General features: G+C 35.9%; 31 protein-coding genes and 1 other RNA gene. 5 read left to right on the forward strand and 27 right to left on the reverse strand.

Annotation, left to right across the window (positions count from 1 at the left end; translation table 11 throughout):
* Window positions 1-58: 58 nt before the first annotated feature.
* A complete protein-coding gene (locus tag J2R98_RS02985; RefSeq protein ID WP_307065976.1) occupies window positions 59-715 on the reverse strand; it encodes a uracil-DNA glycosylase in 657 nt (218 codons plus the stop codon).
* Window positions 716-842: 127 nt separating this feature from the next.
* Between J2R98_RS02985 and J2R98_RS02990 the strand changes: the two genes are divergently transcribed.
* Entirely contained in the window at window positions 843-932 is a 90-nt protein-coding gene (locus tag J2R98_RS02990) for a YjcZ family sporulation protein (protein WP_307065978.1), read from the forward strand.
* 94 nt (window positions 933-1026) lie between these two features.
* On the opposite strand, the gene J2R98_RS02995 is transcribed toward J2R98_RS02990, so the two are convergent.
* From J2R98_RS02995 to J2R98_RS03020, 6 genes are all read right to left on the reverse strand, one after another.
* Window positions 1027-1245 carry a YozE family protein gene (locus J2R98_RS02995; protein ID WP_307065981.1) on the reverse strand — a complete coding sequence of 73 codons (219 nt, stop codon included), beginning with the start codon at window positions 1243-1245 and terminating at the stop codon, window positions 1027-1029.
* A gap of 14 nt (window positions 1246-1259) precedes the next feature.
* Window positions 1260-2024 carry a twin-arginine translocase subunit TatC gene (tatC, locus tag J2R98_RS03000; protein ID WP_307065983.1) on the reverse strand — a complete coding sequence of 255 codons (765 nt, stop codon included), beginning with the start codon at window positions 2022-2024 and terminating at the stop codon, window positions 1260-1262.
* A 99-nt stretch (window positions 2025-2123) separates the two neighbouring features.
* On the reverse strand, window positions 2124-2330 hold the full coding sequence (gene tatA, locus J2R98_RS03005) for a twin-arginine translocase TatA/TatE family subunit (RefSeq protein ID WP_307065986.1): 207 nt from the start codon (window positions 2328-2330) through the stop codon (window positions 2124-2126).
* Between the two features lie 23 nt (window positions 2331-2353).
* Window positions 2354-2536, reverse strand: coding sequence for a twin-arginine translocase TatA/TatE family subunit (tatA, locus tag J2R98_RS03010; RefSeq protein ID WP_017187151.1), 183 nt, complete (start codon window positions 2534-2536; stop codon window positions 2354-2356).
* A gap of 96 nt (window positions 2537-2632) precedes the next feature.
* Window positions 2633-3118: a dihydrofolate reductase gene (locus tag J2R98_RS03015; RefSeq protein ID WP_307065990.1), complete on the reverse strand. Its 486-nt coding sequence runs from the start codon at window positions 3116-3118 to the stop codon at window positions 2633-2635.
* 10 nt (window positions 3119-3128) lie between these two features.
* Entirely contained in the window at window positions 3129-4088 is a 960-nt protein-coding gene (locus J2R98_RS03020) for a thymidylate synthase (RefSeq protein WP_307065992.1), read from the reverse strand.
* Between the two features lie 108 nt (window positions 4089-4196).
* Here J2R98_RS03020 and J2R98_RS03025 point away from each other — a divergent pair, with 108 nt between their 5' ends.
* Window positions 4197-5201: a C40 family peptidase gene (locus tag J2R98_RS03025; RefSeq protein WP_307065994.1), complete on the forward strand. Its 1005-nt coding sequence runs from the start codon at window positions 4197-4199 to the stop codon at window positions 5199-5201.
* Here the strand turns inward: J2R98_RS03025 and J2R98_RS03030 are convergent.
* Window positions 5198-6052, reverse strand: coding sequence for a DUF72 domain-containing protein (locus J2R98_RS03030; protein WP_307065996.1), 855 nt, complete (start codon window positions 6050-6052; stop codon window positions 5198-5200). The two genes, J2R98_RS03025 and J2R98_RS03030, sit on opposite strands and share 4 nt — an antisense overlap.
* Window positions 6053-6305: 253 nt before the next feature.
* On the opposite strand from J2R98_RS03030, the gene J2R98_RS03035 reads away from it, so the two are divergent.
* Window positions 6306-6506: a cold-shock protein gene (locus J2R98_RS03035; RefSeq protein WP_307065998.1), complete on the forward strand. Its 201-nt coding sequence runs from the start codon at window positions 6306-6308 to the stop codon at window positions 6504-6506.
* Between the two features lie 59 nt (window positions 6507-6565).
* Here the strand turns inward: J2R98_RS03035 and J2R98_RS03040 are convergent, their stop codons facing one another.
* The 11 genes from J2R98_RS03040 to J2R98_RS03090 form a co-directional block, all read right to left on the reverse strand.
* Complete coding sequence (locus J2R98_RS03040) at window positions 6566-7402, reverse strand: sulfurtransferase (RefSeq protein WP_307066000.1); 837 nt, start codon at window positions 7400-7402, stop codon at window positions 6566-6568.
* A 23-nt stretch (window positions 7403-7425) separates the two neighbouring features.
* Window positions 7426-7935, reverse strand: coding sequence for an isoprenylcysteine carboxyl methyltransferase family protein (locus J2R98_RS03045; RefSeq protein ID WP_307066002.1), 510 nt, complete (start codon window positions 7933-7935; stop codon window positions 7426-7428).
* The gene (locus tag J2R98_RS03050) at window positions 7936-8991 is read right to left on the reverse strand and encodes a type III polyketide synthase (protein ID WP_307066004.1); all 1056 of its coding nucleotides are present in this window, start codon (window positions 8989-8991) and stop codon (window positions 7936-7938) included. It lies immediately after the preceding gene.
* A 129-nt stretch (window positions 8992-9120) separates the two neighbouring features.
* On the reverse strand, window positions 9121-10254 hold the full coding sequence (locus J2R98_RS03055) for a THUMP domain-containing class I SAM-dependent RNA methyltransferase (RefSeq protein ID WP_307066006.1): 1134 nt from the start codon (window positions 10252-10254) through the stop codon (window positions 9121-9123).
* A gap of 88 nt (window positions 10255-10342) precedes the next feature.
* Window positions 10343-10729, reverse strand: an RNA gene (gene rnpB, locus J2R98_RS03060) — RNase P RNA component class B.
* 76 nt (window positions 10730-10805) lie between these two features.
* Window positions 10806-11108: a cell division regulator GpsB gene (gene gpsB / locus J2R98_RS03065; protein WP_017187409.1), complete on the reverse strand. Its 303-nt coding sequence runs from the start codon at window positions 11106-11108 to the stop codon at window positions 10806-10808.
* 19 nt (window positions 11109-11127) lie between these two features.
* Window positions 11128-11688, reverse strand: a complete 561-nt coding sequence (locus J2R98_RS03070; RefSeq protein WP_307066010.1) for an SLOG family protein — start codon at window positions 11686-11688, stop codon at window positions 11128-11130.
* Between the two features lie 81 nt (window positions 11689-11769).
* On the reverse strand, window positions 11770-12177 hold the full coding sequence (locus J2R98_RS03075; protein ID WP_307066014.1) for a cytidine deaminase: 408 nt from the start codon (window positions 12175-12177) through the stop codon (window positions 11770-11772).
* Window positions 12178-12231: 54 nt separating this feature from the next.
* Window positions 12232-12579, reverse strand: a complete 348-nt coding sequence (locus J2R98_RS03080; protein WP_307066905.1) for a DUF1798 family protein — start codon at window positions 12577-12579, stop codon at window positions 12232-12234.
* Between the two features lie 57 nt (window positions 12580-12636).
* Entirely contained in the window at window positions 12637-12768 is a 132-nt protein-coding gene (locus J2R98_RS03085; RefSeq protein ID WP_307066016.1) for a hypothetical protein, read from the reverse strand.
* 98 nt (window positions 12769-12866) lie between these two features.
* Window positions 12867-13832 carry a DUF2515 family protein gene (locus tag J2R98_RS03090; protein ID WP_307066018.1) on the reverse strand — a complete coding sequence of 322 codons (966 nt, stop codon included), beginning with the start codon at window positions 13830-13832 and terminating at the stop codon, window positions 12867-12869.
* Window positions 13833-13944: 112 nt separating this feature from the next.
* On the opposite strand from J2R98_RS03090, the gene recU reads away from it, so the two are divergent.
* Window positions 13945-14556, forward strand: a complete 612-nt coding sequence (recU, locus tag J2R98_RS03095; RefSeq protein WP_307066020.1) for a Holliday junction resolvase RecU — start codon at window positions 13945-13947, stop codon at window positions 14554-14556.
* A gap of 1 nt (window position 14557) precedes the next feature.
* The gene (locus J2R98_RS03100) at window positions 14558-17140 is read left to right on the forward strand and encodes a transglycosylase domain-containing protein (RefSeq protein WP_307066022.1); all 2583 of its coding nucleotides are present in this window, start codon (window positions 14558-14560) and stop codon (window positions 17138-17140) included.
* A 41-nt stretch (window positions 17141-17181) separates the two neighbouring features.
* Here J2R98_RS03100 and J2R98_RS03105 read toward each other — a convergent pair whose 3' ends face one another.
* From J2R98_RS03105 to J2R98_RS03140, 8 genes are all read right to left on the reverse strand, one after another.
* On the reverse strand, window positions 17182-17526 hold the full coding sequence (locus J2R98_RS03105) for a YpoC family protein (RefSeq protein WP_307066024.1): 345 nt from the start codon (window positions 17524-17526) through the stop codon (window positions 17182-17184).
* A 4-nt stretch (window positions 17527-17530) separates the two neighbouring features.
* The gene (nth, locus tag J2R98_RS03110; RefSeq protein ID WP_307066025.1) at window positions 17531-18181 is read right to left on the reverse strand and encodes an endonuclease III; all 651 of its coding nucleotides are present in this window, start codon (window positions 18179-18181) and stop codon (window positions 17531-17533) included.
* Between the two features lie 15 nt (window positions 18182-18196).
* Window positions 18197-18859, reverse strand: a complete 663-nt coding sequence (locus tag J2R98_RS03115; protein WP_307066027.1) for a DnaD domain protein — start codon at window positions 18857-18859, stop codon at window positions 18197-18199.
* 65 nt (window positions 18860-18924) lie between these two features.
* Window positions 18925-20220: an asparagine--tRNA ligase gene (gene asnS / locus J2R98_RS03120; protein ID WP_307066906.1), complete on the reverse strand. Its 1296-nt coding sequence runs from the start codon at window positions 20218-20220 to the stop codon at window positions 18925-18927.
* An 8-nt stretch (window positions 20221-20228) separates the two neighbouring features.
* Window positions 20229-21410, reverse strand: a complete 1182-nt coding sequence (locus tag J2R98_RS03125) for a pyridoxal phosphate-dependent aminotransferase (protein WP_307066029.1) — start codon at window positions 21408-21410, stop codon at window positions 20229-20231.
* Window positions 21411-21425: 15 nt separating this feature from the next.
* Entirely contained in the window at window positions 21426-21944 is a 519-nt protein-coding gene (locus J2R98_RS03130; protein ID WP_307066031.1) for a hypothetical protein, read from the reverse strand.
* Window positions 21945-22116: 172 nt separating this feature from the next.
* On the reverse strand, window positions 22117-22884 hold the full coding sequence (locus J2R98_RS03135) for a hypothetical protein (protein WP_307066033.1): 768 nt from the start codon (window positions 22882-22884) through the stop codon (window positions 22117-22119).
* Window positions 22885-22950: 66 nt separating this feature from the next.
* A complete protein-coding gene (locus J2R98_RS03140) occupies window positions 22951-25611 on the reverse strand; it encodes a helicase C-terminal domain-containing protein (RefSeq protein WP_307066036.1) in 2661 nt (886 codons plus the stop codon).
* Between the last annotated feature and the right edge of the window lie 49 nt (window positions 25612-25660).

Consider the following 25660-nt stretch of genomic DNA (forward strand, 5'->3'; position numbering starts at 1 on the left):
CTCCTTCATTCAACTATTATAATGTACGGGATAAATGCGTATCCTGTATAGGCTAATGTTAGTAACACCAATTAACGGGCGCTTGCCCATTCTTTAGTAGCGCATCATTGACTTGACTAAACGGTTTGCTACCAAAAAATCCTCTATAGGCTGATAGTGGACTAGGGTGAGGGGCGTGTACAATCGTATGACGCTCATCGATTAGCGCCTTATTTTTATATGCTTGTTTTCCCCATAGGACAAAAACAACGTGGTCCTTCTTTTCGCTTACAGTTTTTATAACCGATGTTGTGAAAAGGTCCCAACGTAATGAACGGTGCGCGTTTGCCTCTCCTTCTTTAACAGTTAAAGATGTATTTAAAAGTAATACACCTTGATTCGCCCAGTGAGTAAGATCACCATGGCTCGAATAACACCCGTAATCTGATTCCAATTCTTTAAAGATATTTTTTAAGGACGGAGGAAGCGCTTGGTCTTTATGTACTGAAAAACTTAATCCGTTCGCTTGTCCTTCACCATGGTAGGGATCTTGACCAAGGATGACAACTTTAGTTTCTGAGAATGACGTTTGGTTAAACGCATTAAATATTTCCGAGTAAGGTGGATAAACAATTTCCTGTTCATAGCGCTCTTTAACATTTTTAATGAGATATTTGAAGTAAGTTTGTTGAAATTGTTCAGTTAAAACTTCATTCCAATCGGTTTTAATCTCCATTTTTAATCTCCCTTTAAAATTATTTCAAGACATTTATACAAGTCTCATTACGATAGCCTATACACACGTACACAAGGGTGCATAAGTTAACAGTGAAAACAAAACAGGTCTAAGGAGTGATTCTTTTATGAGTAAAGGTTATTGCGGAGGCGGTTTTACTTTAATTGTTGTTTTATTCATTTTACTAATCATCGTAGGTAGCTCTTACGCTTGCTAATTGAGCTAGCTAAACAGCATTGAGTTAACTCGCTTACTTTCACCAATACCAAATAGACAAAAAGCCAGGCGAATATTCACCTGGCTTTTTGTTATTATGAATTCTCTTTATACTCGTCCCACAATACATCAAATGTCTTTAATGCATCTGCAAATGGCACTTGCATTTCTAAATACTGCGTAATCTCATCGTAGCTGATTGATTGTTTTGGGAAATCATGATCACGAAACATCCAATCTGCCAGCTGTTTACGCTCATCTTGTTTATTTACGACTCCTCGATATTGCATCGCAAAGTGATAAAAAGACTTCATCTAAACACCTGCTTCTAAATTTCTTCATCTGATTGTTCATTTAACTCAGCTAACTTTTTCTCCCGTTTACGATAAACGATTGCTGAGGTAATTATAGCGAGCTCGTATAGAAAGATCAATGGTGCTGCCACTACTAACTGCAAAATAAAGTCAGGTGGTGATAACATTGTTCCAATAACGACAAGAATTAAATAAGCAAACTTTCTCGATTTCTTCATAAAAGCTGGTGTTAAAACACCTAAACTCGTTAAAAACATTGCAATTAGCGGGACTTCAAAAAAGAAAGCAAAAGGTACTGTTATTTGAAGGATAAATTTAAAGTAATTATTAACAGTAAACATTTCATTAACTAAACCGTCACTTAAGTTAAGTAAAAAGTTTAATACTAAATCTTTAATGACGAAATAGCCGAAAGCTAAACCTAAAATAAATAAAATGAATATGGCTGGTACATATAGTAAACTTACCCTTTTTTCATGCTTTGTTAACCCAGGCTTTATAAAGAGCCATAACTGAAAAGCTAAAAACGGTACAGTTATAATTAGGCCTGCCATAGTTCCGATAATCACATAGACCCAAATGATATCAAAAGGGCTTAAAACTGTTAATTGAAATGGTACATCATTTGCAATATATAAATATATTTCTTCACGAAAATAAAAACCAACACCAAAGGATAAAGCAAACACAATGAAGCTCCAAAAAAAGCGTTTTCTGAGCTCACCTAAGTGTTCTGTCCAATCCATTTCATTTTGGCTAATCTGCTGGTCATTTGTCATCTCGTTCACCCTCTTACATTAACCCAAGTACATATTTTTTAAGTAAAAGTTCCATAAAAGAAGATGTAAGGGGCTCCCTTACATCTTAATCATGCAAGCTTATTGATTGTTAGAATCTGAGTTGTTTTTCTTTGAATTAGAATCATTTGAGTCTTCTGAGATTAAACCGTTCGTTGCTTTTTTAAATTCCTTTAACGATGAACCGAACGCTTTACCGATCTCAGGTAACTTGGATGGGCCAAATACTAGTAACAGAACAAGTACAATTAATATTAATCCCGGTAAACCGATGCTGCCAATGCCCATAATATCACTCCAATACTTAGACGTTATTGATGATCAATTGTCTTCTTCGGTTGATCATCTTGATCTGATGTTAATTCATTAGTTGACTTTTTGAACTCTTTTAACGTTTGCCCTAAAGCTTGCCCTAATTCTGGTAGCTTTTTCGGACCGAATATAATTAATAGGATTAAAATAATTAATATTAACCCCGGAACTCCGATTGTCATCTAAACACCCACCATTCGCAGACTAGTCCTGTCATTATTGTCGCTTATTTATCATGAATTTGCAAATATTATTGCATTCTGTTACAAAATGTTCACTTATTTTCGACGGTAAACTAAAAATGTATGTTCATGTTTGTTCTTCTCATCAAGTTCCCCTGATTGTTCACTAACTAATTCCCAGTCATCCCAATTGATTGTTGGAAAATATGTGTCGCCATCGAACGTTTCATGAATTCGAGTGATATACATATAATCTACTTGTTCTAAAGCGTCTTTAAACAATTCTGATCCACCTATGATGAACACTTCCTCTTCCCCATCAACTAATGGCGACAGATCCTCCCATTGATGCACAATCGAGCAACTTTCCTGAGTGTACTGTTCATTACGTGTCATAATGATGTTGTGACGATTCGGCAATGGTCTGCCAATCGATTCGAACGTTTTACGCCCCATCACGATTGGTGAACCTGAAGTTACTTTTTTAAAGTATTTTAGATCGTTTGGTAAATGCCATGGCATATCATTGTTCAAGCCAATTACTTGATTGTCATCCATAGCTACAATTAATGATAGTTTCATTCTTTACCTCCTAAACCGCAATTGGAGCCTTAATAGCAGGGTGTGGATTGTATCCTTCTACAGTCAGATCTTCAACTTCAAAATCAAAGATCGATTGTTTTTCCGCATTAAGCTTAAGTGTTGGAAACGGCTTCATCTCACGACCGAGTTGTTCATTCACTTGATCAAAATGGTTATGATAAATATGGGCATCACCAAACGTGTGAACAAACTCCCCTACTTCTAGTCCACATTCATGAGCAACTAAATGTGTCAGCAATGCGTAGCTTGCAATATTGAACGGGACGCCAAGAAAAATGTCGCCACTTCTTTGATAAAGCTGACATGACAACTTACCATCTTGTACATAAAATTGAAACAGTGTATGACAAGGCGGCAAGGCCATTGTAGGGATATCTTCAGGGTTCCAAGCTGACACAATCAACCTTCTTGAATTAGGGTTGTTTTTAATATCATGAATGACTTGTTTTAACTGGTCGATTGTCTCACCTTTTGAATCTTGCCAATGACGCCACTGTTTACCATAAACATCACCGAGGTGACCGAACTCTTCAGCGAACTGATCATCCTCTAAGATTCGCTTCTTAAACTTGCTCATCTGCTCTTGATATTGTTCATTAAATTGGTCATCTTCTAAAGAGCGTACGCCAAAATTGGTCATGTCAGGTCCGTCATATTCATCACTTTCAACCCAGTTTTTAAAAGCCCATTCGTTCCATATGTTGTTATTATGTTGTAATAAGTAACGAATGTTTGTATCACCTTTAATAAACCAAAGCAGCTCACTAACGATTAATTTAAACGGGACTCGCTTCGTCGTTAATAAAGGGAACCCTTCTTGTAAGTTAAACCTCATTTGATGGCCGAACATTGATCGGGTGCCAACACCAGTACGATCACCGCGATCACTACCATGTTCAAGTACTGTTTGGCATAAGTTTAAGTAACCTTGCTCATTTACATTTTCCATACTATTTCACCCCTATAATAATTTCGTAACATTTTTGTAACTCATAGTTTTAATAATCAACACATATATTTCGAACAGAGATCAATGAAATGAAAAGGTGTTGGTAAAATGATCAAACGGAAACCGGCGAGAACTTTCATGATTGGCGCTATGGCAGGTAGTTTAGCATTAAGTTCTCCGTTTGTTTTTCATGTGCCAGTTGATGCATATACAAAACAACAAATTAAAGAGATGAATCAACTCTCATACGGAGACCATGGTGATTCAGTTGTATTACTTCACCGAAAGCTTAAGACTGCCAACTATTATCCTGGTGAAGAAACTGATCAATACAATGCATTAACAGAGTACGCCGTTAAAAGCTTTCAAAGTGATTATAATTTAAAACCAAATGGTGAATTAAATGAAGCCACTTTAGAAATGCTTAACCAGGCAATATATGATCAATATATAAGTGTGATCAATCATTTAGCTGAAGATATTACCTTTGGAGAACAATCTAATAGTGTTAAACGTGTCCAATCAGCTTTAAAAGGTTTAGGATTGTACCATGACCGCGTCGATGGTGATGCCGGTCACAATACGAAACGTGCGCTAATCTATTTTAATCAATTAAACAATAAAGATTTAGATTTAGCTGGGTTGGACCAAATTATAACTGTTTCTCATGTCACGACTACTGAACAAACCAATCACTCAGCCAATACGAATACACAGTCCAATCAGTCAGAGTCAGAAGTTCAAACGTCATCGACTACATATAGTAATGCTGCTTCTACTGCAAGATCTTATGTCGGCACACCTTATGCTTGGGGTGGTACGTCACCGAGCGGGTTTGACTGTAGTGGATTTTTACAATATGTATATTTTCAACATGGTGCCTCATTACCGAGAACAGTCAATGACATATGGAATGTAACAACACCAGTTTCTCAACCAAGTGTTGGTGACATTGTGTTTTTTGAAACTTACAAACCTGGCCCATCACATGCTGGTGTATACATTGGTGACGGCCAATTCGTACATGCAGGAACAACAAGCGGTGTTACTGTTGCGAGCATGTCAGATCGTTATTGGCAAGCACGCTACTTAGGTGTTCGTTCTGTTAATTAATCAGTAAACAAGTCAATTTGTTTAGGGTTTAACCCTTCATAAGTTAAATTTGACATTCGTTGGAATCTTTTCGCATTTTCGTAAGCATGACCACCTGAGTTATTGTTAAACAAAATAGTCATTTGTTTAACTTGTTGTTTTAAATGGTCAATTCGATTTTGCCATTCTCCTAGTTCTTGATCAGAATAATTATATAGGAATCGTACTTCACGCCAATTGTCTTGACCATTATTGTTCCAGCCATAAATGTTACGGCCATGGAAACGTATTAATGATTGTTCTACGTTTGTAATTTCTGGCACAATTGGGACAGAGGATTTACCAGCTTGAGGTTCATCACAAATCGTATGAATCCACTGATCACCTTTTAAATATTGTAGCGTATATTCCTTAATATGCTCATCATACCAACTTCTATTGCGAAATTCTATAGCTATCGGGTAATCTTTAAATTGCTCGCGAATAAATTTTAAGCGTCTTATATGGTCTTGGTTCACATCAAACCAAGGCGGAAACTGAAATAAAATGTTTTGCAATTTCCCTTCTTTTACAAGAGGGGAAATTTGTTTCTGGTAAAGTGAAAATAACTCCTTCATTTCTTTGCGCGTATATTTTTTTCGGTCATGCCCTGTAAACGCTTGATAAGCCTTTACAACAAATGAAAAATTACTTGGCGTTTGATTTGACCACTTTTCAAATTGTTTTTGGTCCATGATGCTGTAAAATGCGCTATCCAACTCAACAACTGGGAAGTGAGCGGCATAAGACTCAAGCTTATTTCGAGTTGTATACTCCTGAGTATAAATATCATCGTGATCACCCCACCCTGTGAGGCCAATTAATATTGTCACATTTCATCATCCTTGCACATATATTACATATATTGTACTTGTTCTCTCTTGACTTTATCAATAACTTTCGATATACTTAAAAGTGCAATAGAGATGTGAAGAATCATAAAGAAAGTCAGGTAACTTCTATAGAAGTGAGAGATGCATTTGTGATCCTTCATTTCTATAGGAGTTACCCTTTTTTTATCTTTACATCTATTGTGAAATAACCATCTAGAACTTAGGTGGATAGTTTTTAGGAGGATTTTTTAAAATGCAAAACGGTGTAGTAAAATGGTTCAACGCTGAAAAAGGTTATGGTTTCATCCAAGTTGAAGGTGGAGACGATGTATTCGTTCACTATTCAGCAATCCAAGAAGAAGGTTTCAAAACTTTAGAAGAAGGTCAAGAAGTTGAATTTGAAATCGTTGAAGGCGACCGTGGCCCTCAAGCTTCAAACGTAGCTAAAAAATAATAAAAACCATATAAATATTCGGCAACCATACAATGGTTGCCGATTTTTTGTTTAAATTATTAATCGTCTTCAAATGTCATTACTTCATTATCTACATTTGTAATCCAGTCACTAAAGCTACCTACGTATAGCTTTACATTGTCATATCCTGTTTCCCATAACGCAATAACATTTGGAGCCGCTGTAACACCAGATCCGCAATAAACAATAACCTCTTCGTACATCTCTAAAGAACTAAAGTAAGTTTTTAATTCATCTTTATGTTTAAACAACCCATCTTCTTTAAACAAGTTCATCCAATCAAAGTTTTTAGCAGAGGGAATGTGACCTGCTTTAAAGTCAATTGGCTCAACTTTTCCAATAAAACGTTCATAATTTCTTGAGTCAATTAAAGCTATTTGGTCATCCTCTATATGACGCCTTACATAATCTTGAGTTGCAATTAAGCTTTCATTGAACCGCCAACTTTGCTCACTTGTTATTGCAGTTCGTTCCACTCGTTCGGTACTTAAAGGATACTCCATGTTGCGCCAAGCTTTAATACCACCATTTAATATATAGACGTGTTGGTGACCGAGCGCTTTCATCATCCACGCAAAACGCGAAGCAAAGGCATGATTATCATCGTATGCGATTACAACTGTTTCATCATCAATTCCTTTAGACTTCAGTATATGAACAAAAGAGTCTAAATCCGGTAGTGGGTGTCTTCCCCCTGTTGTTTCTACTGGACCACTTAAATCTTCCTCTAAATCGAAATAGACGGCACCTGGTAAATGAAACGCTTCATAATTTTGAAAGCCAAGTTGATCATCTTGCAAATCGAATCGACAGTCAACAAAAGTAGCACCTAATTCTTCATACATCGTTTTAGCTTCTTGAGCCGAAACAAGCATACTCCCCACCCTTTTCAACTTATTTATTGTGTATATTTCTTCAAAGCTTCATTTTCTAACGGAATACGTTTTGTCATTAACAACACATGCGCTAGCGGAAAAATGACAGCCGTTATATAAGCGCCAAATAATAACGGAATGGTTAACAGCTCGAAAAATACAACCCAATAATTAGGGTGTTTAACATACTTATATAACCCTTTTTTAACTAAACTTCCTCCGCCTGGGTTTATAATAACTTTCGTATTCCAATAGCGTCCTAAAGATAAAATAACCCAAAACCTCATAATTTGCAAAATAATAAAAATAGTTAATAAACTAACAGATAAAGAATGGTTAAATTGGTGTGTTAAATAGCTTTCAATAATTAAGCTTATGATAAAAAGCACATGGACAGTGACGATTAATGGATAGTAGCGATCATTTACTACAACTGCTCCACGTTCGATTTGATAGCGTGCATTCGACTTAGCAATCGCTAATTCTAATAATCTTAAGCTAATTAAATAAATTAACAATAATATATAGACCATTTACATAACCTCCATTAAAACAATTTCAGAAGCAAACCCTGGCCCTAGAGCAGTTAATAAGGCATACCCTTTTTCTAACTCTTTTTGTTTCATTACTTCTTGTAAGACAAAAAGCACTGTAGGAGATGACATATTACCAAACTTCTTCAAGATATTTCTTGACGGTTTGAGTAGGTCAGGGCTCGGAAAAAAACGTTCAACCTCTTCAATGATCTTTCTTCCACCAGGGTGTGCAACAATATGTTTTATTTCTTCAAGAGAAAGGTTATGGTTTGTTAATAAACGCTCTACATGTGGTTTCCAAAACGGTTCAATTAACTTCGGGATTGTGACATCAAAAATGACATGAAACCCATCATCTTTTATATCCCATCCCATGACATTCATCGACTGGTGCTTTACTTTAGAATCCGTTGCCTTAATGACAATTTTTCTTGTTAAATTATTTACTTTTGGGTGCTTTTCACCAAGTAGTAATGTAGCCGCTGCCCCGTCGCTAAAAATAGCAGCCCCTACTATGTCTTTTGGCCTTAAATTGTGCGGGTGAAACGCCACTGAAGCTAACTCACACGATATGAGTAAGACGGCTTGTTCTGGGTTTCCTTTTAAGTAGTCAAAAGCCCTCGATAAGCCAATGGCACCTCCAGCACACCCAAGTCCGAAAAGGGGCATGCGTTTTATGTAAGGAGAAAAGTTTAGTTCGTTTAGTAGGTGAACTTCCATCGATGGTGTTAAAATGCCTGTACTCGTAACAGAAACTACTGCGTCAATATCATTAAGTTCAAAATCATTCCCTAAACAATGGATAACCGCTTCCTTGGCCAGTTTAATTCCTTCTTCAAGCCACAACTGATGGCGATTTTCCAACCCATGATTCGTTTTAAACCAATCCTCACCTGTAGCGAAATATCTTTCTTCTATTGCTGCTTCATCAAATACTGATAAGTACTTCTTCAAAGAATGAGATTGAGTTAGCTCACTCACGATATTTTTTGCAAATGTTTGAGAAAATTTATGCTGAGGAACTGATGTACCAACTGAGGCAATAATCGCCATGGAAGTTTCATCCTTTTTTTATTTAAGTTACCCTTTCAGCCGTTAATTATGTATTACAACTACACGCATAGCTTCTTTATTTCAACCATAAAAAAGACTCGGCTTTAAACCGAGACTTTGTTTAAGACATTATTTTTTTCCGAAAAACTGATAATAATCTGTTTTAATAAACCCATTAAATAACTTTCTCTTCTTAGATGCTGATGTACCATAGTGTTTTTCGAATTCTTCATGGGACGTCATCACATAGACGCTCCATTTCGGGTAGTCCTTCATAATTCCACCTAGTGCTTTGTAAATTGACTCAACTTCAGGTCGGTCTTTTAATCTTTCACCATAAGGTGGGTTACCAACTAAATAACCGACATCTGTTTGTGGTTTGAAGTCTTTTACATTCATCTGCTTCCATTTGATTAAATCTGCAAATCCAGCTTCTAACGCATTATTCTGCGCCATTTCTATAGCTCTATGATCAACGTCAAAACCTTGAATGTCTAATGGTTGGTCATAATTCGCTAAGTCTTCAGCTTCCTCAAGAGCTTCATCCCACATTTTCGGAGGTAAAAACTCCCACTCCTCAGCTGCAAATTCGCGGTTAAAACCTGGTGCAATATTTTGACCAATTAAAGCAGCTTCAATCGCGATTGTACCCGATCCTGTGAACGGATCGACAAACGGTTGATCAGGTGTCCAATTCGTAAGTTTAACTAAAGAAGCGGCTAATGTCTGTTTAAGCGGGGCTTCCCCTTGCTCTATGCGATAGCCTCGCTTATGGAGGCCTGCACCTGTTGTGTCAATCGTTAACGTTACTTTATCTTTTAAAATGGCTACTTCAATTTTGTAACGAACACCAGACTCTTCAAGGTTAGTATAAATTTTATACTGATCTTGTAGTCGTGATACAATGGCTTTCTTGACAATTGACTGACAATCTGGCACTGAATATAATGTTGATTTATGTGACTTTCCAACGACATGAATAAAAGCATCTTCGGGTAACCAATCTTCCCAAGGTAACGCCTTTGTTTGCTCGAATAATTCATCGAAACTATAAGCGTTAAACTCTCCAGTTAGTAATTTAACGCGGTCGGCCGTTCTAAGCCATAAATTACTTCGTGCAATACCTTTATAATCTGCTTTATATGTAATTTTACCGTTTTCACTTTTAACATCTGTATAACCAAGATCCATAACTTCACTTTTCACTAAAGTCTCTAGACCCATGGCAGCTGTTGCAATTAGGGTTACATCATTTGTTGTCACTATAAGACAGTCCTTTCAAACCAATAGTAAACTTTATTATGTACAATAATTTATAAATTAAGGCATAGGTAAGAATGACCCATAAATGTCTTGTAAGCCATGTTCTGTCCTATCGTACTGCTAACGGCGGTCAACCTCGTACTCCAGGCGTAATCATCTATCTACAAGTGAAAGATCACTTGTCTTTTTGCTAGGTTGAATTCCCTGCAAAAAGTGCCCCTACCATAATTTGGGTTGCTCACTCGTGGGGTTTACCGCGTTCCACCTTAATTGTTTCCAATTAAGTTCGTCACTGTGGCACTTTAAAGGTAATCTGACCATACTATTAAAGCTTAGGCCATTTCCCTGCCGTTAGCTACCTAATTGTAGCTACCTTGACTTATGGTTTCGTCAAGCACGAACACTACGAGCATCTCAGCTCGTGTGAGCATGGACTTTCCTCTCAAATGAATCATTTGAGCGATTACGTAGACATTTATGAACTCTTACCTATGCCCGAATAAAACATTATAGCATAGTCGAACATTGTTTGCTAGTACAATAATTGGTAATTACTCAGTGCGCTTTCTACCGAAAACAGCTTTTTCTAAATTGGATAACCTTTGAAGTACATCAGCATTAACTTGTGATCGACTTTGGTTGTTTTGGTATGTAGAATTAGTATTGGACCCTGTTGCGTTTTTAAGCCTCTCTAATTCTTCATTTAGACGTACAACCTCTTTCTCAAAGTAATCATAGTCTTGGATGACAACGTCTAAAAATTCATCAACCTCATCTTGATTATAACCTCTCATCGAAGTTTTAAACTCTTTGTCCAAAATTTCTTGGTTCGTCAATTGTGCTTTTTTCATCATAAACATCCCCTCAATCTTTTTATTCTAATTGACCGGACTCTTGTAGTTCCCGTGCCACTTCTTCCAATTCAAAAGAATTAATAACAATTATTTCATAATCATGCTGTTCTTCATATTGTGTCACTAAGCGGTAAAAAAACTTAGGTGAACCACCATACTCTTCTTCAAATAGGATCATGCACCCATCTGTCTTCTCAATCAACCAACGATCACGTGTTTGATACTGTTTAGGACTTTCATATTCCTTTTCACTTAAAGGCTTAGAAAAGTCAGCTTGCGAAATCATTTGTTGATATTTTCTCTGTTTTTCTTCATTCCATACTTTATCTTGATTAACAAAAGGTGGTATTACAGCTATTTTAACATGATATAGAGATTTCAGCGATTGAATAACGTCAAATGCCCATATCTCAACACCAGGTTGTCCTGATATAACAACCCACTCTAACCCTTCTTCTAGATGAGGAACAAGCCTTCTCTTAATCGCTTCTTTAATAACTGTAATTTTAGTATCTTGTTCATTAAATATATTCAGTTCGTGTGGTTTATAACCGGTAATTGTTAAAGATTTCTTTTCCATATTATATAGTATATCAAAAAAAGAGCTAGTTTTGACTAGCTCTTTTAAAATCTTAATAAATTGTATTCAACTAATTGTAAACTATGCTCTTCCTGACTCTAAATCATCAGGTGTAAATGAAAATGGTAACAATTCCTGGACAGTTGTCTCTTTCACTTCCATGTCTTTACTCGTAATATAAACTTTCATACTTGGATCGAAAAATTCGCTCATCACTTGTCTACACGAACCACAAGGTGGGACTGGACGTTCTGTGTTCGCAATAACCGCAAGTGCTTCAAAGTCTCTTTCACCTTCAGAAACTGCCTTAAAAATCGCGACACGCTCAGCACAACAAGTCACAGGGTATGCAGCATTTTCAATATTACACCCTTGATACACTTTACCATCTTTCGTTAATAACGCTGCGCCGACTGGAAATTTAGAGTAAGGTACAAATGCTTGATCTAACATTTCTTTTGCTGACTGTACTAACTGACTTTGCTCCATCTAATAATTCTCCCTTAACTAATTTTAGTACTCAATATTATACATAAATTATATTTATTTTTCATCATTTATTACGAGATCTAAGTTATACATAACAGACTGGTATAGTTCCATAAATCTCTTTTTCCTAACATCATGAAAATAGCTATGCAGAATCATGATCTCGAGGTTATCTTTAGTATTCTTTATTTGATTTGGAAAAATTGCAATTTTATGAACGATGGCTTGAGCTTCCTCTTCCCATTTCTCTATCTTTTCAAAGAGAGGCAAAGTTTCAGCTTTTACTTGATTAAAATCATCATAATTTTTACGATCAAACTTCTTACCATGTTCATAACGATTCAAACAATCTTCTAAAATAACGTCTCTTACCTCATTTGTAAGTTGCATAAATTGTTGCATAACGACCACCCTTCTTCCCCCTAAATGTATCATGAAATTATGCAACTTACTATAAATTTAATTTGCTTTTTCTTTAGTCGGATCATAAATTCGTGTTTGTAATTGATCTAAAGCGATCTCTAGTTGTCCTAACGACTGAATTAATTTTTCTTTCGTGGAGTGTTCATGCCCTTTCGTATTCATATTCATGAGCAATCCTCCTTTCATACTTTACTAATTCAGTCTTTGCTTTAAATCTCCTTCACACTTGACAAAACTAGAAATGAAGATACAAAACTTCTATATAGTTACTCTTTTTCGACAGGAGATGGGGGTAATTTGTCTTTAAGTGAACTAATTTTTGTCATTTGCTTTCTTTTTTCATAAAATTCATCCGCAAATGGCTCAACTCGTTTTAGCCTAGGCTCTTTCCACCATTTTCGTTTAATTTTCGTATAATTAGACCAATCTGTTTGTGGAACGGTAATTTCATGTTCAGTATTACGATAAATATCTGTTAGTGGTTTCGTTGTTAATGGTGACTGGACATTTAAAAATTGCTCATATTCCTTTCGCTCTCCAGTGACAGGAACATTGTCTGCAAAACTACGAAACAATGGATATAGGTATGGGTAAAATAAGATCGCTGCAATCTTCTTACCGAACTTAATCCGTTTTGACACATGCGTAAAATGCGGGACAAATTTGCCATACACTTTCCCTTGTTCTGTTGGCAATAAAACAGCATTTAAATGCAATAATTCTTGTAGTCTGTAAGGTAAGGATTTGAATACCGTTTGCCGATACGGATTATGCTTAATAATCGGTTGTTGAATAATGTTTTGTTCATTTACAATTTGGGAATACATTAGTCTATTTAAATCGCTATTTTGATAAAATTCGTACCATTCCCTTTCCATAAAAGAAGATATGTGAAAATACTTAAAAAGAAAGAACAAAGGTTTTTGTTGTTCTTTCGACATTTTATAAATGAGTAATTGCGGATAGGCGTCTTGGAATATGTACCAATTGATACTTTCATATGTTAAGTACAACGATTTTAGTTGCTTCTCTGAAAGTAGTGATTGATAAGCTTCAGAGTCAAGGTCAGTCATATTCCACCCTGCATTTCTTGATACAATACTAGCAAGAAACGCCCATTTGATCTCAGGGTTTTCTTGATAAAACTGTAAATATGCCTTTGTTCGCGCTACGTTATTAATATTATGATTATACGTCTGTTCTTTAATATAATTAACCATTAAAGGGATCATAGATACATTCCTTTATGTAGTTTTATGTCGTTTATTGCTCATTATATTCACAGTATATCCAAATCTTTTTTATTTAAAATTTGATATAATAGAATTGTTAGGAGGAATCATGTTGAAGTACCCAAAAGGTAGTCGCCAAAAGCGTCAGACTCACACACCGAAAAAACAATCCTATAAAACAAACGACGCTTTTGCCAACAGGGGAATGACCCTCGAAAAAGAAATAGTAGAAACGAATAAATATTACTTAGAATCGGGTAAAGCAGTGATTCATAAAAAGCCGACACCGGTTCAAGTTGTGCAAGTCGATTATCCAAAAAGAAGTGCAGCCGTTATTAAGGAAGCATACTACCAAAAACCGTCTACTACTGACTTTAACGGTTTATATAAAGGAAGGCATATTGATTTTGAAGCAAAGGAAACGAAAAATAAACAGTCGCTTCCTTTCACCAATATTCATTCACACCAGGTAGAACATATGAAGCGTATTGAGGAACATGGTGGAATTACATTTTTTATTATTCGCTTCACTGCAAAGAGTGAAACTTACTTATTGCCTCTTTCGCCTTTTCTTAACGAGTGGGAAGAACAATTTAACGGCGGGAGAAAGTCACTTCCTTATAACTTTATAACTGATAATGGATATTTAATTCCATTCCAACTTCAAGCAAAAGTTAACTATTTGCAGATCGTCGACGATGTGTACATTAACGGAGGAGATTGAAATGACTGAACAAGTTAAAAGTCGTAAAGCTAAAAAACAAAGCAAAAAACAAAATAGAAAAATAAACTGGAAAAAAGTCTTTATTAGTCTACTAATTATCGGACTCGTAACATTTGTAATTGGTTTAGGTGTTTTATATTCCTATATAAGTAATGCACCTGAATTAACGGCTGAAGAATTAGAAGTACCTGCTAGTACAACGATTTTAGATCGAGATGGCAATGAAGTAGCTGATTTGGCAGCTGAAAATCGAACGATTATTGATTATGAAGACTTATCGCCTATTATGGAAGATGCTGTACTAGCTGCTGAAGACGTCAGATTCTACGATCATAGTGGGATTGACATGCGACGCATTGGTGGAGCGGTTATGGCAAACATAACAGGCGGATTCGGTTCACAAGGTGCTAGTACGATTACACAACAAGTAATTAAAAACTTCCTTCTGACAAATGACAAAAGAATGGAACGTAAAGTCCAAGAACAATATCTAGCACTACAATTAGAACGTGAGTATTCAAAAGAACAAATTTTAATGATGTATTTAAATAAAATTTATTACAGTAATGGTATTTACGGGGTTCAAAAAGCAGCAGAAGTTTACTTCGGTAAGGATGACCTTAACGATCTAACGTTAGAGGAAGCTGCATTGTTAGCTGGTATGCCACAACGTCCAAACGCATACAATCCTATCGAAAATCCTGATCTTGCTGAAGAAAGAAGAAATACTGTATTAAATTTAATGGTAAGACACGAAAAGATTACTGAAGAAGAAGCTGAAGAAGCTAAAAATGTTGCCATTGAAGATATGATTCAAGAAAACTACGAAAGTGAACTTAAATACTCAGCCTTTATTGAAACTGTATATGATGAAGCTGAAACATTAATCGATGATGATGACATGAACTTGTATACTGCAGGTTTAACGATCCATACAACGTTAGACCCAAATGCTCAAGAACATGTGGAATATTTATTAAGTGCTGAAGGACCAATTGATCATCCTGAAGGCCAAGAAGCAGCTGTTGTTGCAATGGACACAACGACAGGTGAAGTGCTAGCAATAGGTGGAGGAAGAAACAAAGATGACTTCCGTGGTTTTAACTTTGCTACAGACAGTACTCGTGGACCTGGTTCAGCCATTAAGCCAGTTGTAAGCTTTGGGCCTGCTATCGAGCAAAATCAGTTTTCCACTTATCATCAATATAACGACACTCAATCTGAGGCTTATTATTCGTGGGCCGAAGCTGACGAAGATCCTTTCAGTAACTTTGGTGGTCATTATTACGGTTGGGTCACAATGCGTGAAGCCTTATATCGCTCATTGAACGTTCCGGCAGTACAAAATGTTCGTGATGAAATTGACCGAACTGAAGCTGGAGAGTTCGCAAGGTCACTTGGTATTTCTTCAATTGAAAATAGTGTAGCTGAATCATACCCTATCGGTGGTGTGAATGATATTCAAACTAACCCTTATGAAATGGCTGGAGCTTTCGCTGCCTTTGGTAATGAAGGTGTTTATAATGAACCACACACGATTAAAATGATCGAATTTAGAGACGGTCAGACGATGGAAGTTGATCGCCAAGGAGAGCCAGTCATGTCTGATTATACGGCTTACATGATTAGTGATATGTTAAAGGATACGATTGCACATCATAATGGAACTGCTAGCGGTTTAAACTTTGGTGGTTTACCCGTTGCTGCTAAAACAGGGACAAATGAACATTTTGACTCTTGGTTAGTCGGATATACAACTGATTTTACAGTTTCAGTTTGGAATGGCTATCCTTCTTACGAGAACGGCGAAGAGGTGCAAACCCGTACAAGGCCGATGTTCCAAAGCATGGTAGATCACCTTTCAAGTGGTGCTGACATTTCAGACTTCTCAAGACCTGATTCAGTTGTTGAAGTCGATATTGAAAGAGGTTCTCGTCCAGCGATGTTACCGAGTGAATTTACACCAGATGATCAAATTGTAACGGAGCTTTTCGTAAGAGGGAATGAACCTTCTGAAACATCTGATGAATACGATATGGTTGAACCAGCTGAATCACTTAACCTAAATTTCGATGAAGAAGAGCAAATTATTGAAGCTTCATGGAGTCACCCTGGCTCTCAAGACCGCGACATTGAGTTTGAATTAACGATCAGTGAAAACGGTAGCGAAATTGACCAAATTGATCTATCAGATTTCGACTACACATTTACAGATGTTGAACTCGGTGAAACTTATACGTTTGAAATTGTTGCTTACGATGCTGATAATGATGAAAATCGTAGCGACCCTATTTCAGAGTCAATCGATATTCCTGATGAAGAATCCGACTTCTGGGACGACTTCTTCGGTGAAGATGAAGACGAAGAAGAACCTCCTGAAGAAGATGAACCAGGTGAGGACAACAGAAACGGTGATGGTGATGGCAACGATAACGGCAATGGTAACGATGATGATGGAACTGATGATGGAGATCAAGGCGAAGGTGATGATGATGAAGGTGATGATGAAGACGATGATGATGAATTTGAGACGCCTATAGAAGATGATCCAGAAAATGAAGATCCTGAAAACGAAGAAGAATAAATAATTTAAGGCTAGTGTCAATTGAGTTGACACTAGCCTTTTTAATTAGCTTTTAATTTAGCAATCGCAAACTTCTTCTTCATCTCTTTATACATTTCATTCAACTGAATGTAACCGTGGCGATGGTGACACCTTGTCTCAACAAACTCTAATCGCTCCCCTACATTGATCGGTGCGTATTGTAACTGGTCAAAATGAGAACAATCTTCATAAACATTAGAAGTATCTAATTGATTACATAACAATATGATTTGTTTTAATTGATCCAAATAGCTTAAGACATAACTCTTCGTTTCTTTAAACTGTCTAGTTTCAGCTAACTCCTCTACGTGAGTAGAGACCTCTTCCCAGCTTGAGAACTTACTTTCGATTTCCTCCACATTCATAGTGTTAGCCCCTTTTCTTCATTCGCTTCTGACCTTCACGACAAATGTCTAATAAAGGACATTCAGGACAATTTGGTGTTTTCGCCTGACAATGATAACGTCCAAAGAAGATCATACGATGATGGGTTGCACTCCACTCCTCTTCAGGTAGCTTGCGCATTAACGTCTTCTCTACTTCTAAAACGGAATCCTTCCAACGACAAATACCTAACCTCTTCGACACACGCTCAACGTGCGTATCAACTGCTATTGCAGGCTGTCCGAATGCAACTGATATGACGACGTTTGCAGTTTTGCGACCAACACCAGCTAAATTAATTAACGCATCATAGTCGTCAGGTACTTTTCCGTCATATTTTTCAATTAAATCAGCACATAATTTACGAATATTTTTAGCTTTATTTCTGTAAAGTCCTATTCTTTTTATATCATGTTGTAACTCTTCTAATGAAACATTCACATAGTCTTCTGGTGTCTTATATTTAGCAAATAAACCCGGTGTTACTTTGTTGACTAATGCATCTGTAGCTTGTGCTGATAAAACAACAGCAATTAATAACTCGAGTTCATTATCATGCGTCAATTCACAATCTGCATCTGGGTACATCTCTGCTAACGTATCTAAAGTAAAACGAATATCTTTTTTCGTTAACACCTTTACCCCTCCCCACTATTCTTCTAACCAATTATAATAAACAGATGTATCACGCTTTTCTTTTGGTGCTTGTTGTTGATTTTGTTTTTGCTGAGATGATTGCTTAACATCATTAACAGATCGAACGCCTTTTTTCTTCCACTCATTCAAAATACGATCAATATAACGGAAATTGAGCTTCCCCATGAGAACTGCCTCACGTAATGCTGCCTTTATTAAAGGCGGTTTAAATTGATCTTCATCTAACCAATAACTAACGGTTTCAATTTCAATCGGTGATAAAGTGCGAGCAAACTCTTGTTCAAATAACTGAAACAATTTACCCTCTTCTTCCTGCGTTGACTCTTGTTCAACCTCAAAGAGTGATTCAAACAATGGTGATAAACAATACCATTCGTGTTGCCCGTTTTGTTCATCCGTTATTTGTTCGATTTGTAAATAGTTATTGTTTTTTAATTTCTTAAGTACATTAGCAACTTCATTTGCATTGATCGTCATATGGCTCGCGATTTGCTCAAATGACGGTAATAACTCGCCTGATTTTTGTAAGTTCATAACGTGTAAAACAACCATCAAATCTTCTTCGTTCAAACCAAGCTCATTGTAATCGTTTAACAGTTTACTCGGGATATTAATTTGTTCAGTTAAAAGTCTTTGATAGGAAAATGGTAATTCCATAACAATCTCTCCCTTAAGTTTGAATAGAAAAGATGACTCAATCAAATTGAGTCATCATGTAAGTTCTATGGGTATAAACGATTTAATAAGCGTGGGAAAGGAATTGTTTCACGAATATGTTCAATTCCTGTAATCCATGCAACTGTTCGCTCTAATCCTAAGCCGAAACCTGAATGTGGAACTGAGCCGTATTGGCGTAGCTGTAAGTACCATTCATATGCTGGCCCATCAAGTTCGTGTTCTTTGTAACGCTCAGCCATTAATTCATAATCATCAATACGCTCTGAACCACCAATGATTTCACCGTAACCTTCAGGTGCAATTAAGTCAGCACACAAGGCAACATCCGGGTTGTCCGGATCTGGCTTCATGTAGAACGCTTTAATTTCAACAGGGAAATGAGTAATAAACACCGGTTTGTCATGAGCTTCTGCAATTGCTGTTTCATGTGGTGCACCGAAGTCATCTCCCCAATCAATGTCATCGAAGCCTTGATCTTTTAAGAATTGAATCGCCTCGGTATACGTAATTCTAGGGAATGGCGCTTTAATCTTTTCTAATTGCGTTAAATCTCTTTCTAATGTTCCTAATTCAACTTTGCAATTTTCAAGTACTGATTGAACAACGTATGATACATACTCTTCTTGTACTTGCAGACTTTCTTCATGATCCATGAAAGCCATCTCAGGTTCAATCATCCAAAACTCAATTAAATGTCTTCTCGTTTTAGATTTCTCAGCACGGAATGTCGGACCGAATGAAAAAACACGACCTAGTGCCATTGCAGCTGCTTCCATGTATAATTGTCCACTTTGTGAAAGGTATGCATCCTCATCAAAATACTTTGTATGGAAAAGCTCTGTTGTACCTTCTGCAGATGCACCAGTTAGAATTGGTGCATCAATTTTAACGAACCCTTCTTTATTAAAAAATTCAAATGTGGAACGAATAATTTCGTTACGTACTTTCATAATCGCATGTTGTTTCGTTGAACGTAACCATAAGTGACGGTGGTCCATTAAAAACTCAGTACCATGCTCTTTTGGAGTAATTGGATAGTCAACCGCTTCTTGAATCACTTCTAAATCAGACACTTGTAACTCATATCCCAATGGGCTACGTGCATCTTCTACTACTTCACCTGTAACGTAAAGTGACGTTTCTTGTGTTAAATTTTTCGATAACTCAAAAGCTTCTTCTGATACAGCTGCCTTAGCAACGACACCTTGAATGAAGCCTGAACCATCTCTTAGTTGTAAAAATGCAATTTTACCACTTGAGCGTTTATTATGTAGCCACACACCTATTGTGACTGTTTCATTTACGTGTTTATGAACATTTCCTATTGTTGTTTTCAAAATGTTTCCTCCTAACTATACTTCTCGACAAAACGTTTTAATCTAGTTGCTGCTTCTTCTAATTGATCTAAAGATGTTGCATAAGATAATCTTACATTATCTTCTGCACCAAAACCTGACCCAGGTACTATTGCTAGCTTTTCTTCTTCTAACAGTTGTTTGACCCATTCATCTACTGAATCAAACGGTGATTGTTCAACAACCTTTTTTACATTTGGGAATAGGTAGAACGCGCCATCTGGCTTAACACATGTTACATTAGGAATTTCCAACAACCAATTATACAACTTATTTAAGCGTTCTTCAAAAGCTACCTTCATTTGATCAATTTCTTCTTCAGAATGGTTATATGCAGCAATAGCAGCATATTGAGCAATTGAAGTTGGATTTGATGTTGCATGGGATGCTAAATTCGTCATCGCTTGAATAATCGTTTGATTACCAGCTGCATAACCAATTCTCCATCCTGTCATTGAGTGGGATTTACTCACACCATTAATAATAATGGTCTGTTCTTTTAGTTCATCAGACAGTTGCGCAACCGAAACATGTTCTTTTTCCCCATATATTAACTTTTCATAGATCTCATCAGATACGATAAAAATGTTATGTTTTAATGCTACTTCTCCTAGTGCTTTTAATTCATCTGCTGTATATAAAACACCTGTCGGATTACTTGGTGAGTTAAGAACAACAGCTTTTGTATATTCAGTAATCGACTCTTCTAATTGTTTTGGTGTAATCTTAAAGCTGTTATCTTCAGAAGCTTTTACATATACTGGTTGACCTTCTGCTAGTTTAATCTGTTCTGGATAGCTTACCCAATATGGAATTGGGACGATCACTTCATCACCACGGTTTAATAGCACTTGGAATAACGTGTATAAGGCATGTTTTGCCCCTGTCGTCACGATAATTTCATTATTATGATAATCAATACCTTGGTCACGCTTAAACTTGTTAATAATAGCTTCCTTAAGCTCAGGAAGGCCCCCAGATGCTGTATACTTAGTTTTTCCTTCTTCCATTGCTTCTTTAGCAGCATCTAAAATATACTGAGGCGTGTTAAAATCTGGTTCACCAGCACCTAATCCTATCACATCATGACCTTCAGCTTTTAAGGCTTTAGCTTTAGATGTGATAGCTAAAGTTGTTGAAGGGGTTAACGATTGTACACGATCTGCTAATTCCATATGGATCTCTCCTTATTAATTTTTACTAAAAGATATCGAGTCATAAAGCTCGCCTGTTTCGAATAAATAAGTTCTAAAATACATGCGGTCATCATCTTCAAATACGACTTCCCAAATCGTTCGATCATTCATAATACCAGGTGTTATATGTAATAGTTTACAATTTGAGCAGTCTTGTTGCCATTCAGATAGAATATCCTCTTTAGAGGCGCCTTCATTTTCAAGAACCCAACTTATGTCATCTTCTTCTAGATTCTCTTTCTTTGGAACAAATGTAAAATACCGCTCTCCATCTCCAATACCTTCAACTACAGTGTAAGATTGTTCTCCATTATAATGATAATCTTCTTCAATAGTTTCAATCGGTGAGTGGTCGACAGCAATATTTGAATATGTCCTTTGCTCCTCATTATGCGAGCCTTGAATTTCAAAATAAAAATAAGAAAATAGAATAACTGCGATCATCATTGAAATGGCAAGCACAGTTATGACTAATAATACAATTTTATTGCTAAAAAAATGTTTTAGCGACAACCATACTCATCCTCTTCATTAAATTAAAAACTAGTTATTATTGTTACATGACTTCTTCATTATAACAAGTTTTTACTGTTTTTTAGACATTTTTTGAGAAAAACTTTTGAAGGTTCAATTACAAAACTTAAACGATTGCTCTCCACCAAAGAGCAATCGCTTTATTTACTCATCATTTGTTTAACCGTTCTAAATAAACATCATAATCACCATCATAAATCGATATGTGAATAGCGATAAACTTCTTTAAAAAATACGTCTCCACCCAAGATTCTTGAAATAAGTCATGCATTTGACGGTTGCGCTGCGGATCGTTCTTTTCATTGATAATTGCCATTTGCGGGTCAATTTTATTAATCTCATCATGTTGGATCATATTAGCACTTATATAAGATGGAATATAAATCAATTGAACTTTCCCTTTCAGTTCACCGTTAAGCTTTTGGTCTGTTTCATACCAATAAACAGAAAAAACATCATTCGATAAAACAATGTTACCATTTTCACTATTTTCTTTAGCGATATACTTAATATAAAAATCATTACTTAAAGCAATGACGTTTTGTTGTTTAAGTGAAAAGACGTTATAATCTTCATTCGATAAACTACAAACCATCTCATTTTCATTAGAAACATAAATTTGTTCAACATCTCGAGATTTTGATATCTTTTCTAAGTTTCCACAGTTTTCCGATTTAGATGAAGTAATTAGAATACCTTTCAACTTCTTATCAGGCCATTGATTCAATGTATTTTCAACGGACTTCAAACTTTCTTCATCACCTGTATTGATCAGGAACATTTCATCACCATTCAAATGTAAAATGGCCATATCACCAGAATCAATCGGTGTAAATATTAATTCTCTTTCTGTAACAGAACTCATGGTTGAGCTCGTTAACAAAACGCTCACGAAAAACAATTTAAGCCAAATGGTCATGATGTCAACACCTATCCATTATTTAATCAAACATCTAACCCATATATTTTGTAAAAGGGCATCTGATTATGAAAGCCATTTTTTTGCATGATTAATAATAGAAGTTAGATCATCATGAATTACTGGGGTCTCTGGCAATGAATTTAAAAATTGTTTGCCATATCCTTTCTTCATAATGCGCTGGTCAAGGATGATGAAAGCCCCTTTGTCTTGTTCATCTCTAATGATTCTTCCAAATGCTTGTCTAAACCTTTGAATCGCAATTGGCAATGCTAAGTGTTGAAACACATTGTAATTACTCATTTCCAACTCTTCAGTCTTCGCTAATATGAATGGATTCGTCGGCGTTTCAAAAGGTAATCTAACGAGACATACGGTTTTTGAGTTGTTGTCATCAACTAAATCAATACCTTCCCAGAAGGAATTTGTCCCTAATAAAACAACCTTGTCTTCTGTTTCGAACATCTTTTTCAATTTATCCCGACTGCCTGTTGATACACCTTGTCCGACAATCGTATAACCATCAAGCGATTTCATCCGCTTTAAATGTTTGAAAACGATTCGAAGCATGTCATAAGAGGTGAATAAAACCAACATTTTCCCATTAACTTGAGTAGTGTATCGTTCGATAAAGTCAGCCACATAACCTGTATAATGATTAACTTTAGTTTTCGATACATCAGGTATGTTATTTGGAATTAAAACTTTCGCCTGTTGTTCATAATTAAATGGTGAGGCGAATGTTTGGCAATTCGTTTCTTTAGGCAAACCGGTTCTTTCTAAAAAAGGCTTATACGACTTTCCTGTTTTAAGTGTAGCACTGGTGAAAATAAAGCTATCTGCGTTTTGATAAAATTGTTCTAAGTAACGACTAACTGATACTGGTTCAACATGAAGCGTTGCAGCATTTTTAGCACCATATTGATCAATTTCAATCCACCTAACATCATTTACAGATGAATCAAAGAAAGCTTTGAATGTGTTCATCATTTCGTTAAGTTTTGAAAAGGCATGATTACTAATAATGGTTTGCCATTTGTTAAGTGATTTTTTATCTTTTAACTCATCTAAAATATGATTAATTGAAATGAACAAATGATTTAAGTGTTCTTTAATTTCTCCATTTAGCATTAAATTTAAGTACTCTTCACCAATTGTTAATTGAGCTTTTCCTGTATCGGTCAATAAGTCATCTTCACCATGCAAAAATTCTACTGACTGATAAACCGATCTAAAGAAAGCATCAGCATAAAAACGTGCATGGTCAATCACATCATGGTTAACTACTTTTTGAAGATCTTGAAGTAAATGAACAATTGTTACATAATTTAGATCTCTAGAAAATTGTTCCCTGGCTACACTTTCAAATTGGTGAGCCTCATCAATTATGGCATAATTAAACTCTGGAATCCGACCTTGACCATATAACGATGAATTTAATAAAAACGCATGGTTAACAACGACTAAATTAGCCTGTTCACTTTGGCGTAAAGCTTCATAGAAGAATGAACCATCGTGTTGGTTTTGGTGATAACAGTTAATGTATTTCCATATATTATCACCATTTGATGGAAGGTGTAACTCATCAATGTCACCTGTTTTTGTTTCCGTTAACCAAACAATAATCATTGCCAAAGTTAATACGGCATCATAATTATCAAATTCACTAAAATTGTCTAAATAAATTTGAAAACGTTTAGTATCAATGTAATGTTTTGGACTTTTTAAAGTTGAAATCGTTATGGGCTGATTTAAATTCAATGATAATCGATCGGTTTCTTTTACAACTTGATTTTGCAATTGAATCGTACTCGTGCTAATAACTGTTCTCCTACTTTTCTTAGTGGCATAATACAAACTTGGAATTAAATAACCAATTGTTTTACCTAAACCAGTCCCCGCTTCTATGACAACATTCTCTTGAGCCGACATTTGATCATATATTAATTGTGCAATTTCTTTCTGACCCGACCGCTTCTGTTTAAGACTATTCTCAAATACATGCTCAACGAAGTCTTCATAATGGTCTGGAAATAATGGCTGTTCTACTTGATATTCAACCGATTGATGAACCATCATACCATTTTGTTCAATTAAGTTGTGGTGTTGACTATAATTATGACGTTTTGCCTCTAATAAAGCATTAAACCAACCCTCTAATTCACTATGTAAACTTGGAATAAATTGAATTAAGTTTTCCAACGTCTTAAAAGGCAATAGTTGTAACTTACTTTTTATTTCTAACCATAGTAATGCGGTAACATGAGCATCACTTAATGCTCGGTGTGGTGAAACATGCTCTATTCCTAGATATTGAGTAATCTCAGACAATTTATAGCCAGGAGACTTTGGAAAAAGAATGCGCGATAACTCAACTGTATCAATCGTTAAACAGTTTAATGGCTCATACCCAGCTGCTATAAGAGAAGCATTTAAAAACTCATAATCAAATTGCACGTGATGAGCTACGAAATAACTATTTTTAAACATAGGGATTAAATCGTGAATAATTTCACTAAAATAAGGAGCATCAGTTACGTCTTCATGGTGAATACCTGTTAGGTTCGAGACGAAAACAGGTATATCTGTTGTAGGTTTCACTTTAGTCGCATATTCTTCAACAATTTCGTTACCTTCTAGTACAACGATGCCAATTTCAATAATTTCGTCACCTTTTTTAACAGAATGACCTGTCGTTTCTAAATCAACAATTACATAACGATCCACTTTTAATCCCCCTTTCTATGTATTCTAAAATAAAAATAACTCCCTAAAC

This window comes from Alkalibacillus filiformis, assembly GCF_030814115.1.
GTDB classification, from domain to species: Bacteria; Bacillota; Bacilli; order Bacillales; family Alkalibacillaceae; genus Alkalibacillus; species Alkalibacillus filiformis.

What these genes read in the sequence shown, in the direction of transcription:
- J2R98_RS03025 (WP_307065994.1), top strand. Translation starts at nt 4,197, where the DNA reads ATGATCAAACGGAAACCGGCGAGAACTTTCATGATTGGCGCTATGGCA.
- J2R98_RS03080 (WP_307066905.1), bottom strand. Translation starts at nt 12,579, where the DNA reads ATGCAACAATTTATGCAACTTACAAATGAGGTAAGAGACGTTATTTTA.
- J2R98_RS03135 (WP_307066033.1), bottom strand. Translation starts at nt 22,884, where the DNA reads ATGACCATTTGGCTTAAATTGTTTTTCGTGAGCGTTTTGTTAACGAGC.
- J2R98_RS03100 (WP_307066022.1), top strand. Translation starts at nt 14,558, where the DNA reads ATGACTGAACAAGTTAAAAGTCGTAAAGCTAAAAAACAAAGCAAAAAA.
- J2R98_RS03035 (WP_307065998.1), top strand. Translation starts at nt 6,306, where the DNA reads ATGCAAAACGGTGTAGTAAAATGGTTCAACGCTGAAAAAGGTTATGGT.
- J2R98_RS03085 (WP_307066016.1), bottom strand. Translation starts at nt 12,768, where the DNA reads ATGAATATGAATACGAAAGGGCATGAACACTCCACGAAAGAAAAATTA.
- tatA (WP_307065986.1), bottom strand. Translation starts at nt 2,330, where the DNA reads ATGGGCATTGGCAGCATCGGTTTACCGGGATTAATATTAATTGTACTT.
- J2R98_RS02985 (WP_307065976.1), bottom strand. Translation starts at nt 715, where the DNA reads ATGGAGATTAAAACCGATTGGAATGAAGTTTTAACTGAACAATTTCAA.
- tatC (WP_307065983.1), bottom strand. Translation starts at nt 2,024, where the DNA reads ATGACAAATGACCAGCAGATTAGCCAAAATGAAATGGATTGGACAGAA.
- J2R98_RS03050 (WP_307066004.1), bottom strand. Translation starts at nt 8,991, where the DNA reads ATGGCGATTATTGCCTCAGTTGGTACATCAGTTCCTCAGCATAAATTT.
- J2R98_RS02995 (WP_307065981.1), bottom strand. Translation starts at nt 1,245, where the DNA reads ATGAAGTCTTTTTATCACTTTGCGATGCAATATCGAGGAGTCGTAAAT.
- J2R98_RS03115 (WP_307066027.1), bottom strand. Translation starts at nt 18,859, where the DNA reads ATGGAATTACCATTTTCCTATCAAAGACTTTTAACTGAACAAATTAAT.
- J2R98_RS03125 (WP_307066029.1), bottom strand. Translation starts at nt 21,410, where the DNA reads ATGGAATTAGCAGATCGTGTACAATCGTTAACCCCTTCAACAACTTTA.
- J2R98_RS03020 (WP_307065992.1), bottom strand. Translation starts at nt 4,088, where the DNA reads ATGGAAAATGTAAATGAGCAAGGTTACTTAAACTTATGCCAAACAGTA.
- J2R98_RS03040 (WP_307066000.1), bottom strand. Translation starts at nt 7,402, where the DNA reads ATGCTTGTTTCGGCTCAAGAAGCTAAAACGATGTATGAAGAATTAGGT.
- J2R98_RS03075 (WP_307066014.1), bottom strand. Translation starts at nt 12,177, where the DNA reads ATGGAGCAAAGTCAGTTAGTACAGTCAGCAAAAGAAATGTTAGATCAA.
- J2R98_RS03045 (WP_307066002.1), bottom strand. Translation starts at nt 7,935, where the DNA reads ATGGTCTATATATTATTGTTAATTTATTTAATTAGCTTAAGATTATTA.
- J2R98_RS03070 (WP_307066010.1), bottom strand. Translation starts at nt 11,688, where the DNA reads ATGGAAAAGAAATCTTTAACAATTACCGGTTATAAACCACACGAACTG.
- J2R98_RS03015 (WP_307065990.1), bottom strand. Translation starts at nt 3,118, where the DNA reads ATGAAACTATCATTAATTGTAGCTATGGATGACAATCAAGTAATTGGC.
- J2R98_RS03105 (WP_307066024.1), bottom strand. Translation starts at nt 17,526, where the DNA reads ATGAATGTGGAGGAAATCGAAAGTAAGTTCTCAAGCTGGGAAGAGGTC.
- J2R98_RS02990 (WP_307065978.1), top strand. Translation starts at nt 843, where the DNA reads ATGAGTAAAGGTTATTGCGGAGGCGGTTTTACTTTAATTGTTGTTTTA.
- tatA (WP_017187151.1), bottom strand. Translation starts at nt 2,536, where the DNA reads ATGACAATCGGAGTTCCGGGGTTAATATTAATTATTTTAATCCTATTA.
- J2R98_RS03090 (WP_307066018.1), bottom strand. Translation starts at nt 13,832, where the DNA reads ATGATCCCTTTAATGGTTAATTATATTAAAGAACAGACGTATAATCAT.
- gpsB (WP_017187409.1), bottom strand. Translation starts at nt 11,108, where the DNA reads ATGATGAAAAAAGCACAATTGACGAACCAAGAAATTTTGGACAAAGAG.